This window comes from Streptomyces sp. NPDC002935, from assembly GCF_040611295.1.
Taxonomy (GTDB): Bacteria; Actinomycetota; Actinomycetes; order Streptomycetales; family Streptomycetaceae; genus Streptomyces.
Window position 1 is genome coordinate 1 of the sequence record NZ_JBEXNW010000035.1, and the last position, 14676, is coordinate 14676.

The following is a 14676-nucleotide window of genomic DNA, read 5'->3' on the forward strand; positions in this document are numbered from 1 at the left end:
GCCGCTCACGGACGACGTGACGGCGGCCGCCGCACTGCTCGACCGGTTCACGGACATCTGGAGGGGGAGTACGTCATGAGCGCGGGCTTCTCGTGCAACAGAGGCAGCCCACCGGGCCGCCACCTGCAACACGGTCCGCTCGGGCGGAAGACGGCGGAGGCGACGCGGACATCCGTGCCGGGCCGCCTCACAGCGACATCCAGCAGCGGATCGGACACCGCCCGCGCGCAGCACCGGCAGGACGGGAGCCGTCCGCCGCCCGAGGCGAGGCGGGATCGCGAGCGGCCCTCCTACGGGAGCGAGCCCCGGGACCGGACTGTTTCCGGCGGGATCAACCGCTGTGCAACGGTCGATGCGGCAAGGTCACTTCTGTTGAACTTCCCCCTAGAATCGGCCTGTTGAGGCATTTCACGTGGAGTGGCATGGGCATCCCGGTTCCGTCGTACGGCCCCGAAAGTCTGCTCACGGCGGCCGGCCGCCGGATCGGTTCCCTGTCCCGCCGGCCCGTGGCTCCACTGCGACCGCGCCACCCCCAGACGCCGCCACCCTGCCCGACCGGTTCACGGTCGTGTCCGGCGAGGGACGGCCGACGTCGGGCCCGGCGTCCGTTCCGCCACCTTGACCGCACGCCCGACGACTTCGGAGAAGGAGCACAGGATGCAGGATCGGCCCGAGGACGTCCCGGCGCAGCCCCCGACGCAGGCGTCACCTCCGCCCGGCTCCACCGCTCCGCCCCCGCCCGTGCCCGCTCCCCCAAACCAGTCGCAGGCGCATCACCAGCCGTCGCCGCTGCCCAGACCCGAACCCGCCCCGGGCCCGTACACGGGGCCGGTGCCGGCGAACAGCTACGGGCCTCCTCCCGTCTATCCTCCGGCCCAGCCGTACGCGTACGGGCAGCCGCCGGGTTTTCCCCCGCCGTCCGGCGGCAGGGGCACGGCGGGGCGCGCGGTGCTGTGGGCGGCGGTCGGTGCGGTGGTCGCCTCCGCGCTGTGGGCCGGCGGGGTCTTCCTTCTCGGCCCGCTCGGCGACGACCCGGATCTTGCGGGATACCGGGCCAGGGCCAATCTCTGTTCCTCGGTCGACTACACCGCTTTGAGGACCGAGTACGCCGAGGAGGACAACGCCCCCACGCACAACTCGCTGAAGCACAAGGCCATCGATGAAAGTTACTGCAGCATCTCCCTGAAGAAATCCTCCAGTTCCTCCTACTCCGACGCGTACCTCTCGGTGCAGATGGATCTGCACAAGACGACCGACCCCTCCCCCGAGTTCACCGCTGTGTGGTCCGAGTACCACCAGCGTTACGAGGACTACGAGGTGGAGAAGGTGTCCGGTTTCGGCGACGAGGCCTACCTCGTCACCGAGGACACCACGTCCGGCTCGGGAACCAGCGGCAGCCGGGCGGTGATCCTCGCGGTGCGCGACGGCTGGATGACGTACCAGATGAGCTGGAGCGTCTACACGTCCTCCTACGAGACAGCCACTCCGCCCGAGATCGGCGAGGTTTCACGGTGGGTGAAGACCGACACCCGCTCGACACTGGAGAACCTCCGGTCCGAGTGACCGGCGACGGCCCGGGGCGGCCGTGCCACCCCGCGCTGACACGTCGAGTTGATGGGGGCAGAGTGGAAGCCGAGACGTCGGTGGCGCTCATCGGTTTCGGCGGTGCCGTAGTAGGCGCCGGAGGAGCGCTCCTGGGCGGGTGGCTCCAGCAGCGGCACCAGGCGACGGTGACGCGGGAGCAGCAGGAAGCAGCCCGAGCCGGCCTCTTGGAGGAGCGCGGAAGAGCCGCAGGCGAGAAGGCCCTGTACGAGCTGTACGCCCTTCGCAGGCACTTGAAGGACTGCAAGCTGAGGCCCGTGTCTGAAGAGCGGCAGCCCTGGCGCCCCATCGCGCGGGCTTTCATCGACGACGCCGAACTGGCAGTCAGGCTGATGCCGAACGCGAGAGAGGTTCAGTCCCGGATCACGGACGCCGCCGGACTGATCACCGAGACCCTGGTGATCGGGCGGGACGAGGCGCGCGAGATGACAGACCCGGAGCATCGCACCCACATCAGCAGGTGCCTTGCCGGGACTCTGGAGGCCATCGAGGCCTTGTCCGCCTTCATGCGGGGGGATCCGCTCCCTGAGCCCGGCCGGCTCCTCCGCAGGCACATCGCACAGATCCAGCAGCCCACAAGCCCGTCATGACGCCGTAGGGGGCGAGCATGCGGACGCAGACCCTGGCAAGGCTGATCGGAGCGGGTGGCCAGTCGGCAGCCCTGTCCGGATCGCGGTCCGTCGGCGGGGGAATCAACACCGGCAGGGATATCAGGGGAGCTTGAACGACGCCCGCTCCTGCCACCGGGTCCCGTCGTGGACCAGGAGGTCGACCGACGCCACTCGGGTAACGACGGGAGGCCGGCTGCGAAGGTCGGCCTCGACCTCGTCCAGGACAGCGTCGTCCTGCCCCTGGACGATGGTCAGATGCGGAACGATGTCGTCGAACTGCCCGCCGAACGGCGGGGTCTCGGGCCACCGGTCCACGATCGCCTCGGTGAGCCGGCGGAACGATGCACCGGGTTCGGGAGCGAGGTACACGATCCCGGGGAACCGGCCGCAGTGGTCGAACCGGGCCTCGAAGGACCGGTGGCGTCCGATCACCTCGCCGATGGCAGCACAGGCGTCGCCGTCGATGCGGCCCGCGTCGAGAAACGGGAAGAGCACGGTCACGTGGGCCGGCATCCCCGCGCGGGCCGAAGGGTCCAGTCGCTCACGCCACGCTCGTACAGCAGGTTCCGCCTCAGGGACCCTCACGATCAGTCCCGACTGCCCTGCCTGAAACCCGCTGGAGTCGTCGCCCGTCACCGCACATGTCTATCAGCGGCTCCAGGGGGCGGCGACCGATTCGACCCGAACGGTCCGACCTGCGCTCGATCAATCACAAGGCCCTTGCGCAGGCGGGGGCACATGGTGAAGTCCCGTGACGGCAGCGGTGTTTACCGGGCCCGTCGCTGAACCGTCCGAGGTCTGCCAGAACGTGCAGCGTTGCCGGTGAAGCGTGCGCCGGGCCGGGAGTCGGCGTCGGTGGAGGCAACTTCCCCGCCGGCCGCGGCGAACTCACCGAGCCAGAGCATGAGTTGCTCACCGTCCAGCTCGCCCACGAGTCGGCCCCGGGTCGCTGCGTTCGCCGGGGGTGGGGTCCCGTGGTCCTGGGTGGGTCCCGTGGTGCGGTGGCGGCTTTGAATCCTCCCCCAGCTAAGAGCTCGCACAGATAGGCGTGGGGTCATGGTCGCCGGATGGAGCGGTCGTGCCAGCGGTGGGTAGGCCAGGCGCGGCGGATAAGGCTACGCACGGTGATGATGGCGTCAGCCAAGTCAAAGAAGGCGTTGATGACACTGGCCCGGCGTTCGTAGCATCGCGCGAGCCGGCGGAAGGCGTTTTGCCAGGCGTGCGTGCGCTCTATGTGCCAGCGCTGGGTGGCCTGGACCGGGGCCTTTTCGCCCTTGTGCGCGATCCGGCCTTTCAGCCCGCGTTGGTCGAGGATGGTACGGGTCTTGCCCAAGTCGTAGCCCGAGTCCAGGTGCACGGTGATGTCGTCGGGCAGCGGGCCGAGGTCGTGCAGCAGGTCCAGGGTGGGGACAAGCAGGGGAGAGTCGTGGCAGTTCGCTCCGGCCAGTACGCGGCCGAGTGAATTCCGTAACCGTCCGTCATTCCTGAGCGTTTGAGCCCTTGTTTGCCGCGGTCGACCGGTGAGCGTCCGGCGGCTTCTCCGCCTCCGGGTGCTTTGGTGATCGACCCGTCGATGGCAATCTGGTCCAGGACGAGACCTACGATGCGGCCGTAGGACTCCAGGGCGATGCGCTGGAACTGGGTGAAGATGCCGAGCCGGATCCATTCGTCGCGGCGGTTGCGGATCGTGGTGGCCGAGCACGTCGTGTCGGCGATTGCCTGATAGGAGCAGCCGAAGCGCAGGAGTTGGAGCAGTTTGTCGAAGACGATCCGGTCGCTGATCCGCGGGCGGTGGCAGCCAAGCGGGTGGGCCGGATCGTAGACCGGCCGCTGCGGCAGCAGTGCCGTGAATTGGTCCCAGAGGGGTTCAGTCAGCCATGACGGCAGGGTAGGCATAGGTCTCCTGGTGATCACAGAGCGTCGCAACTCCATGATCACCAGGTCCTGTCTCTGTTCTGCTACCGAGATACCCCAACGCGCTTACCTACGCGAGTTCCTAGAAGATCTCCACAGTTCGAGGGGATGGACAGACAAGACCTCCACTCAACCTGACAACGCCATTTGCCCTGCTGCTCAACTGCCGTGCCGCCCAGTACTGGCTGCTGCCCGAGATGTCGCTCAGCTCACGGAGACGGTGAACGCGATGCGCGAGTCGGCCGCGGAGCCCCATGTCTGCGAACCGTGTGACGCACGCCACGGGAACCTGCCCTGCCGCGTGGACAAGGATGGACGTGGACTACTCATTGCACACCCGGATACGGGCAGGCGACCCCGAGGCGTTCCGCGAGCTCTTCCGTGACCACGCCCGACTGGTCCACCGGCACGCGGTGCGCGTGACCGGGGACTGGACCGTCGCCGAGGACATCGTCTCGCTGACCTTCTTGGAGGCATGGCGGCTGCGCGCCAAGCTGCGGGACGAGGGCGACAGCCCGCGCCCCTGGCTGATGGGCATCGCCGTGAACGTACTGCGCAACACCACCCGCGCTGCGCGCCGCCACCAGCGGGCCCTGGAACGCCTGCCGGCCAAGGAAACGGTCCCGGACTTCGCCGACGAACTCGTCGGCCGCATAGCCGATGCCGACCAGCTGGCTGCCGCCCAGCGGGCGCTGAAGAAGCTGCGCCGGAGCGAGCGCGAGGTCTTCACACTCTGTGTGTGGTCCGGGCTCAGCTACGCGGAGACGGCGGCCGTGCTCGGCGTCCCGGTCGGCACCGTGCGCTCCCGCCTGTCCCGCGCCCGCAGACGGCTGAGCAAACTGGCCGACGAAGAACTGAGGAAACGCACGGAACCGCTACCGCGCAACGGACAAGTACAGGGCGGCCGCACTTCCGCGGCCCGGTCACATGAGTCGTACGAGGAGAGGTCCGAATGATCCGCAAGAAGTCTCGGCGTGAGGAGTCGCTGGACCACGCGGAACTGGCCCGGTTGCTGCCGGCGCCGGGAGACCCGCACCTGTCGCTCGACCGTCACCTGCTTCTCGAGGAGCACCTGATGAGCGAGATCCAGCCCGCCGCACCCGCCCCTGCGCCGTCCCGCCGCCCGGCACGCCGTGTCCTGCTGATCGGTGTCCCGGTCACCGCCGCCGCCCTGGCCGGCGCCTTCGCCTTCACCGCGCTGACCGGTTCCGGGGGCAGCGGCCCGGCCGCGGCCACCCCGCCCCCGGTCGAAGCGCCGGTCGTGCGCATCGAGCCCGGCAGCACCGCCCAGCTCGCCTCCACCGTCGAGCACATCGCCGCCGCCGCCTCGGCCCGCAAGACGCCCGAACCCGGCCCGGGCCAGTACATCTACATCAAGAGCAAGGTCTCCTACCTCGTCGTCTCGCACACCGACGCAGACGAGTCCAAGGCCTTGGTCCAGCCCCTGCATATCCGTGAGGTCTGGAATTCCCCCGATGGCAAGCAGGGCTGGCTGGACGAGCCCGGCTACAAGCCCAAGGGCGGCATCACCCTCGACAGCGACGTCGAGAGCAGCTTGGGCGGCCCCTCCTACGACTACCTCAAGACGCTGCCCACCGACCCGGACGCCCTGCTGAAGAAGATCTACAAGGAGACCAAGGGCCAGGGGAACTCCCCCGACCAGGAGGCATTCGCCACGGTCGGCGACCTGCTCAGGGAGCAGCTCGCACCGGCGAAGCTGAACGCAGCGCTGTACCGGGCCGCCGCCAAGATCCCCGGGGTTGTGGTGGTGGACCACGCCAAGGACGCCGCGGGACGCGAGGGCATCGCCCTGGCCCACGTCGACCAGAAGAGCGGCGATCGCACCGAATGGATCTTCGACCGCAAGACGTACGCCTATCTCGGCAGCCGCGCTGTCCAGGTCAAGCAGGCCTACGGCATCAAGCCCGGCACGGTCATCCAATCCACCGCCGTGCTGGAGCGGGCCGTCGTCGACGCCCAGAAGCAGCGCCCCGGCGCGCAAGGCACCCGTGCGTGAGAACGCGATCGCCCCGCTGGGCAGTGCATATGGTGCCACGCGACCACATCGAGCAGCACTCCCGTCGTTGCGGGTGTCGGTCTCGCGGTCGCGGCTGGTCGGCACTGGCGCAGTGTCCATCGCACGCAGGCGCCGCACAGCCGGCCGGAGCTGACGGCAGGCAGCACAACGCTACGAGGGAAGCAGGCCGCCCGCCGAGTCGTGGGCGGCCTGCTCGTACTCCGAACCGCTCAGTGAACGGCCACCACCGGCGCCCCGGGTAAGCAGAGTCGGGGACTGGCGCGGTGGCCGATGCTCCGTTTCTAGTCCCGGCCACTTCAAGCGTGCGGTTCTTTCCACTGGCTCGCCCGATGCTACGAATGCCAGACCAGCGTCATCAACGCCTTCTTTGACATCGCTGACGCCATCATCACCGTGCGTAGCCCTATCCGCCGCGCCTGGCCTACCCATCGCTGGCTCGACCGCTCCACCCGGCGACCATGACCCCACACCTATCTGTGCGAGCTCTAAAGCAGGGGGATTCCTGGCTCACGCTGCCTGCGGGTCAGCGACCCGACAGGTCTTCCGCGATCAACACCAGCCGGGTCGAAACCAGCCCGGTTCGATACAGCAAAGCTTGGAGGCGCATGTGCTGTCCTGGCTCTCGATCAGCACGGTGCGCGCGCTCGGTTCTCGCACCGCACGGCACGCAACCTACCCACATCAGGTGGACGGTGTTTCGCCCTGGAGGCGAAATCCCGTTTCCTGCCCTGCTCCGCAGGAACCCGATTCTCCCCCGCAAGCGGGAGGTACCCCCACCCCGGCCTGAAGGCCGAGGCATCCTCGGAGGAACCCGGTGAATCTGCAACCCGTTGCGGGGGCCCGGGCGGCGGGACCCGGGCGGGAAATCGTTGTTCGGCAGCCCGCTGTCGGGCTCGCGGAAGGCTCGCTGACGGGTCGGGACGGCCGGTGGCGGGGCCGGTCGCATCTTCCGTGCCGGTATGACTAATGGATCGTCCGGGGGCATATGCCTCACCCGGTCGGCCGCCGTCGCGCCCGGCGCCGGGCCGGTGCCGTCTTCGGCGCGCCTGAGGGCCCAGGTGTTCCGGGGCTGTCGGTGCGGCCCGGCCCTGGCGAACGTCCCGGTCACGGGCCCGGCCGGAATGTGGCGGTGCCGTCCGTGCCGGCCGGTGCGCGGCGCGCCGGGGTGGTTCGGTGATCCGGTGTGCGCCTTGGCGCTGTCGAGGATCCGCAGTCCCGTCGCCGCGCCGGGGTGAATATCTTCAGAAAAGCCTTCTCTCGCGCCGTTGTGGATGAAGTGTCGCTTTCCCAATACTTCGAGTGTCACATCCCTGTCAGGGATTACGGCCTCCACCGATGATGCGCACCCGGCTCCCGCCGTCTCCCGGGCCGGGGCAGATCCCGCTCTCTCCAGCTCTCTTCGCTGTCTCACCTGCACATGCCCCTGCCCTGAGGAGAAGTCCGATGGACAACCGGTACGAGGCCTACGCCTACGCAGACCCGATCTTCTACGACTCGCCGCGACGGTGGGGCGCACACGAGGAGTTCGCGGCCGTCAGCCGGCCGCTGCCCGCGGGATGGGAGCGCGGCGACCTGGAGATCTGGGCGGTGGTACGCCCGGTGGACGTGCAACTGCCCTCGCAGGGCTGGAAGATCCACGTGTCCTCGTGCGCGGAGGACGCCGAGGCGGTCCTCGAGCAGGTCTACGCCTACTGCCTGCGGGAGCACATCACGTTCAAGTTCCTGCGCGGGCTGCCGATCCTGCAGATGCAGAACTCCGAGTACTCCCCGCGCGGGTCGAGCGGGAAGTTCTGCACGCTCTACCCCGTGGGCGACGCCGAGTTGCAGCGGTGCCTGGACGGGCTGGGCCGGCTGCTGGCCGGACGGCGGGGACCGTACATCCTCAGCGATCTGCGCTGGGGGGAAGGTCCGCTCTATCTGCGCTACGGGGGATTCGCCGAGCGGCACTGCCACAACGACGCCGGCGAGCGGGTGCTGGCCCTGGAGGACCCGGAGGGCCGGCTGGTTCCCGACGTGCGCGGCGCCGGCTTCTCGGTCCCCGACTGGGCGCCCGTGCCCGCCTTCGTGGCACCGGCCGTCGCCGAGCGGACCGCGCCCCAGGAGCCCGGGCTGCCCTACACCGTGGAGCGTGTCCTGCACTTCTCCAACGCGGGCGGCGTCTATGTGGCGCGCAAGGACACCGGGGGTCCGCAGGTGGTGCTGAAGGAGGCGCGCGCCCATGCGGGGCTGGACCAGCGCGGGGTCGACGCCGTCACCCGGCTGCAACAGGAGCACGACATGATGGCCCAGCTGGCCGGCCTGCCCGGTGTCCCCGCCGTGCATGGGCTGCTGACCGTCTGGGAACACCGTTTCCTGGTGCAGGAGTTCGTCGAGGGGCAGTCCCTGAGCCAGTGGCTGACCGCGCACTACCCGCTGATCCATCCGGACGCCGACGACGCCGTGGTGGCCCAGTACACCCGTGACGCGGTCGCCGTCGTGGAGCGGATCGAGCGGATCCTGGGGGCGATGCACGCCCACGGGGTCGTGTTCGGGGACCTCCACCCGCGCAACCTGATCGTCCGGCCGGACGGCGACATCTGTTTCATCGACTTCGAACTCGCCAGCCGTGTCGACGACTTCGTCCGTCCCGCGCTGGGCGCCGCGGGGTTCACCGCGCCGGCGGGGTACACCGGGCCCGAGATCGACCGATACGGGCTGGCCGCGATCCGGCTGTGGCTGTTCCTGCCGCTGGCGCAGTTGCCGGCCCTGGACGCGGGCAAGGCCGGCGAGCTCGCCGAGGTCATCGAGCGCCGCTTCCCCGTGCCCCCGGGATTTACGGCAGAGATCCGCCGTCTGCTGGCCCCTTCGGCCTCGGACGGCCGCACCCCCCGGCCCGAGCTGGGCCTGCGCAGGGCCGAGACCACGGCCCTGCTGACCGGGCCGCAGGCGAACTGGCCGGGCATCCGCGACTCGCTCGCGGCCGGTATCCGGGCGATGGCCACCCCCGAGCGCGCCGACCGGCTCTTCCCCGGTGACGTCGCCCTGTTCACCCGGGGCGGCCTGGGCCTGGCCCACGGAGCGGCGGGTGTTCTCTACGCCCTGCACGTCACCGGTGCCGGCACGGACGCCGAGCACGTGCGGTGGCTCGCCGACGCCGCGCGAAGCCGCCCGGCCCTGCCCGGTCTCTACTCCGGCGGCCACGGTGTGGCCTACACGCTCGACCTGCTCGGGGAACGGGAAGCCGCGCTCGAACTGCTGCACCGGCTCGCCGCCGCCCCGGACATCCTTCCGGGCCCGGACCTGGCGTCCGGCGGCGCCGGCATCGCCCTGGCCCTGCTGCACTTCGCCGCCGCCACCGGTGATCCCCGGCTGCTGGTGTCCTCCCTCGCCCATGCGCGGGCCGCGGCCGACGAACTGGAGAAGGCGGGCCCCGGCGGCGGGGGCCGCAAGGCCGGCCTGCTCGGCGGGGCCTCCGGTGCGGCGCTCACCCTGGTCCGCCTCTACGAGCACACCGGGGACCACGCCCTGCTCGACCAGGCCGAGACACTGCTCGGACTGGACCTCGACCGGTGTGTGACCGCGGCGGACGGCACGGTCCAGGTCGTCGACGCCTACCGGATGCTCCCCTACGTCGAGACCGGCAGCGCCGGCATCGGACTGGCCCTGAGCGCCCTGCTCGCCCACCGTCCCGACAGTCCCTGCGCCGGATACGAGACGCCGATCCGCCGCGCGGCCGAACCCGAGTTCATCATCCAGCCGGGCCTGTTCAACGGCCGCGCGGGACTGCTCGGCTATCTGGCCCTGACCCGCCCGCACCCGCACCCGCACGTCCAAAACCCCCCGGACTCCGCGGACTTGCCAGGCGCAGCCGACCACTGCCAGATCGCGCTGGACCGGCACCGCAGGCTGCTGTCGCTCCACCAGATCTCCTACCAGGGCCATCTCGCCTTCCCCGGAGACCAGTTGCTGCGGCTCTCGGCGGATCTGGCGACCGGCTCCGCCGGCGTACTGCTGGCCCTGGGCACCGCGCTGGCCGGCACCGCCTTCCTCCCCTGGACCGGTGGCCCCGGCCCCCTGCCGGCGGCCCCCGTCGGCCACGCCTGACCACCCCCGGCCACGCCTGCCACCCCGGGCCGGCTCACCGAGGACATCGCCCGCCTCCCCCAGGGCCTCGACACACTCCTGGGCCGGGAGTCGGACCTGTCCGGCGGACAGAGACAACGCATGGCGCTGGCGCGCGCGTTGCTCTCCGACGCCGACATCGTCCTGCTGGACGAACCCACCAGCCAGCTCGACGGCCTCAACGAGCAGCGGTTCCGCACCGTCGTGGAGACCCTCGCGGAAACACGCGCCGTCATCGTCGTCGCGCACCGCCTCTCCACCGTCCAGCACGCCCACCACGTGATGATGCTGAACGAAGGCGCCGTCGTCCACACCGGCGACCACCCCGCCCTCCTCGCCCGCTGCGCCCCCTACCAGCAACTGGTCGCCGGCCAGGCGGTCGCCGGCCAGGCGGTCGCCGGACGCTGAATACGGCCGGCCCGGGCAGCCGGCCGCACCGGCCTCCCCTACCTCGGCAGACCAGTGATCCGGCCGGCCCGCCGGCCGGATCCGGGATGCGCCACCCCGTCAGGAACGGTAGGGGTGCGTCAGGGTCATAGGCGTCTGTGCGATGTCGATGGCGTCCTGGGGGAACTGCCGGCCTGCGGTGTAGTAGCGGGCCCGGGTACGGCCGACGGGCTGGAGAATGTCGGCGGTTGTGAGGTCGCGCAGGTCGCGTTGAGCCTGCTGGAGGCTGAGGGCTTCGGCGTGCTGGTAGCGGGCACGGCGTACGCGTCCGGCCATGGCGACGTCATGGAGCGCTGTGATGGTGCGTTCGTCGAGGCCGGTGCGGCCGGCGAAGTCGGCGAGGGCGTTCCAGACACGGCCCGAGCGGGCAAGGCGGCCCTGGACGGTCTGAGCCTGCTGGTGGTAGGCGGTGAGGTTGAAACGGATCCAGCCGGCAACGTCTTGATCGGGTTGATAGTGGCTGCCCCGGTCATTGAGTTCGCGGTAGTACTCCCAGGTGTTGCCCGGTCGTCCCAGCCAGCTTTCGATGGAGGAGAACTCGGGCGCGAGAACCGACTCCCGGGCGATCATGAGGGTTTGCAGGGAGCGGGACATACGGCCGTTGCCGTCGGCCCAGGGGTCGATGGAGACCAGGTGCAGGTGGGCCATCGCGGCCCGCACCAGGGCGTGCGTATCGTCGTTCTCGTTGAGCCAGTCGACGAGTTCCTGCATCAGATCGGGGACGAGCCCGGCATCGGGGGCGGTGTAGGCGGCGATGCTGGGATCGCGGGCGTCGTTGACGTAGACGGGGCCCTTGCGCCACTGGCCTGCCGGTCGGCGAACGCTGTGCCGGTGCCCCTGCAGCATCCAGTGCAGGCCGTTGAGCAGGCCCTTGCTGTAGGAGAAGTCCTCAACATCGTGGAGGGTCTGGATATAGGTCATCATCCGCTGACAGGCAAGGGTCTCCTCCCGGTTCTCCTCCGAGATGTCGACCTCACTCTCACCTTCCATGAGGTCCTCGACGTCGACAGTTGCCACCTTGAAGCCCTCGATGGAATTCGAGGCCGCCACTGCATCCGCCGTGAGGAACTTGCGCAGGCCGGCCGTCCACTTCGTGGATGAGGTGCGCACGCTGTGCCACAGGGTCTCGCGCATCAGGTCGATCTGGTCGAGGACCTGGCGATCCGTCGCGGTGAGATCCGGCGTAGGGAAGAGCATCACCGAACCATGCAATGACGCAATCATTGCGTCAAACACTTGGGTCCCAGAGCGCGGATGCTGCGGCCCATCGGTGGAGCTGCCCCACCTCACGCCGCCGAACGCCGAATCCACAGCGCGGGCGGCACGGACGAGGCTCATCGCCCCCAGCCCGACCGGCGCCGTCCGAACTACCGTCCGCCGGGCCGTCGAAGCCCGCCCGCTCCCCCGAAGGTCATGACTCCCGCGACCGGTTCTCGACCGGTGGTCCACCGCGGCGCTCGAAAATTTCCGGCATGCGGTGAGGTGAGAGCACCTCCGTTCGGCGTGAGGAGTGCGTGATGCGCAAAGTCGTTTCCCGGGACGGCACGACGATCGCTTACGAGAAAACGGGTGAGGGCCCGCCGATCGTGCTCCTCAACGGCGCGTTCCGCGATCACACGATCTTCGACGCGCTCGTTCCCGAACTGGCGCCGCACTGCACCACCTACGTCTACGACCGCCGGGGGCGCGGCCAGAGCGGCGACTCCCCCGCGTACGCCGTCCAGCGGGAGGTCGAGGACCTGGAGGCGGTGATCCAGGAAGCCGGCGGCTCGGCCGTGGTGTTCGCCGGGTCCACGGGCGCCAACCTCGCGCTCGAGGCGGCCCTCGGCGGCGTACCGATCACGAGGCTGGCGCTGCACGAGCCGTTCTTCCGCGTCGGCCAATTCCCCAAGCCGCCGTGGAACATCACCAAGACGCTGCGGGTGCTGCTGGAGGAGGACCGGCGCGAGGAGGCGGTGGAGTACTTCCTCGGCAGCTTCCTGGGGCTCACGCCCGACACCGTCGCGGAGTGGCGCCGGGGCCCGATCTGGGCGGTGAACGAGGCGAACGCCCACACCCTCGTCTACGACACCGCGATCTGCGGCGACCACAGCGTCCCGGCCGACCGGCTCGCCGGGTACCGGACGCCGGCCCTGGTCCTCAACAGCGACCACACCAGCGACTGGCTGCGTGCCGCGGCGCAGGCGACCGCGGCGGCCCTGCCCGAGGGCCGGGGGCTCGAACTGCCCGGTTCCTGGCACCGGATCGACATGGACGTCCTGGGCCGGGCCCTGGCCGAGTTCGCCACCTCCTGAAGAGGCTGCGGCGCCCCGCCGTCCCGGCACGGGAGTTCACGCGGACCGGGCGGGGTGGGGCGAGGCGGGGCGGGCAATCCGGGGCCGGTCACTCGTTTCTGACAGATCGTCAACTCACTTCGGGAGAGCATCACGTGACCACAGCTGACGCCTCCGCCGCCGGGGGCACCGCGGTGACCCGCTCCGCGGCCGGTACGGGTGAGCGCGGTGCCACGGTGTGGCTGACCGGGCTGCCCAGCGCGGGCAAGAGCACCCTGGCCCGTGCGCTGGCCGGACGGCTGCGCGCGCAGGGGCGCCGGGTCGAGGTCCTCGACGGTGACGAGATCCGCGCCTTCCTGTCCCAGGGGCTGGGGTTCACCCGTCAGGACCGGCACACCAACGTGACCCGGATCGGGTTCGTGGCGCAGAAGCTGGCCTCCCACGGCGTGCTGGTGCTGGCGCCGGTCATCGCGCCGTACGCCTTCTCCCGTGCCGCCGTCCGTGAGGGGCATGCCGCCGGGGGCACGACGTTCCTGGAGGTCCATGTGGCCACGCCGGTCGGGCTGTGCCGCGAGCGGGACGTGAAGGGCCTGTACGCGCGGCAGGCCGCGGGTGAGATCTCGGGTCTGACCGGTGTGGACGACCCGTACGAGGCTCCGGTGGAGCCGGAGTTCCGTGTTCGCACGCAGAGCCGGTCGGTGGCCGAGTCCGCCGACGAGCTGCACGCCTTCCTGGCCGAGAGGGGTCTTGCATGATGCCCGCGAACCAGCCTGTGGTCGAGGTGCCCAAGGACGCCTTCGCGCTGTCGCATCTGGACGCGCTGGAGGCGGAGGCGGCGCACATCTTCCGTGAGGTGGCCGGTGAGTTCGAGCGGCCGGTGATCCTGTTCTCCGGCGGCAAGGACTCCATCGTCATGCTGCACCTGGCGCTCAAGGCCTTCGCGCCCGCGCCGGTGCCCTTCGTGCTGCTGCACGTCGACACCGGGCACAACTTCCCCGAGGTCATCGAGCACCGCGACCGGGTGGTCGCCGAGCACGGTCTGCGGCTGCATGTGGCCCGCGTCCAGGACTTCATCGACGACGGCAGGCTGCGTGAGCGCCCGGACGGCACCCGTAACCCGCTGCAGACGGTGCCGCTGCTGGACGCCATCGAGTCGCACCGTTTCGACGCGGTGTTCGGCGGGGGCCGCCGTGACGAGGAGAAGGCCCGGGCCAAGGAGCGCGTCTTCTCGGTGCGCGACGAGTTCGGTGCCTGGGACCCGCGCCGCCAGCGCCCCGAGCTGTGGTCGCTGTACAACGGCCGGCACGCGCCCGGCGAGCATGTGCGGGTCTTCCCGCTGTCCAACTGGACCGAGCTGGACGTGTGGCAGTACATCGAGCGCGAGGACATCGCGCTGCCGGAGATCTACTACGCCCACAAGCGCCAGGTGTTCAGCCGGGGCGGCATGTGGCTGGCCGCCGGCGAGTGGGGCGGCCCCCGCGGGCCCGAGCGCTCCGCGTGGCGGCTGGTCCGCTACCGGACGGTGGGCGACATGTCCTGCACCGGCGCGATCGACTCCGAGGCCGCCACGAACGCGGAGATCATCGCCGAGATCGCCGCCAGCCCTCTCACCGAACGCGGCGCGACCCGCGCCGACGACCGGCTCTCCGAGGCCGCCATGGAAGACCGCAAGCGCGAGGGGTACTTCTAG

At 70.2% G+C, this 14676-nt stretch carries 11 protein-coding genes and 2 pseudogenes; 10 read left to right on the forward strand and 3 right to left on the reverse strand.

Annotated features, from left to right (window positions below):
• Window positions 1-657: 657 nt before the first annotated feature.
• Together ABZX90_RS34460 and ABZX90_RS34465 are read left to right on the forward strand one after the other, a co-directional pair.
• Window positions 658-1563: a hypothetical protein gene (locus tag ABZX90_RS34460; RefSeq protein WP_355211564.1), complete on the forward strand. Its 906-nt coding sequence runs from the start codon at window positions 658-660 to the stop codon at window positions 1561-1563.
• 62 nt (window positions 1564-1625) lie between these two features.
• Window positions 1626-2192 (forward strand): hypothetical protein, encoded by a 567-nt coding sequence (locus ABZX90_RS34465; RefSeq protein ID WP_355211567.1) that lies wholly within the window; start codon window positions 1626-1628, stop codon window positions 2190-2192.
• A gap of 120 nt (window positions 2193-2312) precedes the next feature.
• Here ABZX90_RS34465 and ABZX90_RS34470 read toward each other — a convergent pair whose 3' ends face one another.
• On the reverse strand, window positions 2313-2849 hold the full coding sequence (locus ABZX90_RS34470; RefSeq protein ID WP_351125635.1) for a 2'-5' RNA ligase family protein: 537 nt from the start codon (window positions 2847-2849) through the stop codon (window positions 2313-2315).
• A 418-nt stretch (window positions 2850-3267) separates the two neighbouring features.
• Window positions 3268-4109 (reverse strand): annotated as a pseudogene (locus ABZX90_RS34475) (IS5 family transposase).
• 329 nt (window positions 4110-4438) lie between these two features.
• Between ABZX90_RS34475 and ABZX90_RS34480 the strand changes: the two are divergent.
• The 5 genes and pseudogenes from ABZX90_RS34480 to ABZX90_RS34500 all read left to right on the forward strand — a co-directional run bounded on the left by ABZX90_RS34480 (window position 4439) and on the right by ABZX90_RS34500 (window position 10674).
• Window positions 4439-5083: an RNA polymerase sigma factor gene (locus ABZX90_RS34480; protein WP_351125638.1), complete on the forward strand. Its 645-nt coding sequence runs from the start codon at window positions 4439-4441 to the stop codon at window positions 5081-5083.
• Window positions 5080-6144, forward strand: coding sequence for a CU044_5270 family protein (locus tag ABZX90_RS34485; protein ID WP_355211571.1), 1065 nt, complete (start codon window positions 5080-5082; stop codon window positions 6142-6144). Before ABZX90_RS34480 ends, ABZX90_RS34485 begins: the two co-directional genes overlap by 4 nt.
• 330 nt (window positions 6145-6474) lie before the next feature.
• A pseudogene (locus tag ABZX90_RS34490) lies at window positions 6475-6627 on the forward strand (IS5/IS1182 family transposase); the annotation flags it as partial.
• Window positions 6628-7608: 981 nt separating this feature from the next.
• On the forward strand, window positions 7609-10248 hold the full coding sequence (gene lanKC / locus ABZX90_RS34495; RefSeq protein WP_355211574.1) for a class III lanthionine synthetase LanKC: 2640 nt from the start codon (window positions 7609-7611) through the stop codon (window positions 10246-10248).
• A 78-nt stretch (window positions 10249-10326) separates the two neighbouring features.
• A complete protein-coding gene (locus ABZX90_RS34500; RefSeq protein ID WP_355211723.1) occupies window positions 10327-10674 on the forward strand; it encodes an ATP-binding cassette domain-containing protein in 348 nt (115 codons plus the stop codon).
• Window positions 10675-10773: 99 nt separating this feature from the next.
• On the opposite strand, the gene ABZX90_RS34505 is transcribed toward ABZX90_RS34500, so the two are convergent.
• A complete protein-coding gene (locus ABZX90_RS34505; protein ID WP_355211577.1) occupies window positions 10774-11910 on the reverse strand; it encodes a Fic family protein in 1137 nt (378 codons plus the stop codon).
• A 320-nt stretch (window positions 11911-12230) separates the two neighbouring features.
• On the opposite strand from ABZX90_RS34505, the gene ABZX90_RS34510 reads away from it, so the two are divergent.
• The 3 genes from ABZX90_RS34510 (at window position 12231) to cysD (ending at window position 14676) form a co-directional block, all read left to right on the forward strand.
• On the forward strand, window positions 12231-13007 hold the full coding sequence (locus ABZX90_RS34510; RefSeq protein WP_351125650.1) for an alpha/beta hydrolase: 777 nt from the start codon (window positions 12231-12233) through the stop codon (window positions 13005-13007).
• Between the two features lie 173 nt (window positions 13008-13180).
• Window positions 13181-13741, forward strand: coding sequence for an adenylyl-sulfate kinase (gene cysC, locus ABZX90_RS34515; RefSeq protein ID WP_355211726.1), 561 nt, complete (start codon window positions 13181-13183; stop codon window positions 13739-13741).
• A complete protein-coding gene (gene cysD / locus ABZX90_RS34520; protein ID WP_351125653.1) occupies window positions 13738-14676 on the forward strand; it encodes a sulfate adenylyltransferase subunit CysD in 939 nt (312 codons plus the stop codon). Before cysC ends, cysD begins: the two co-directional genes overlap by 4 nt.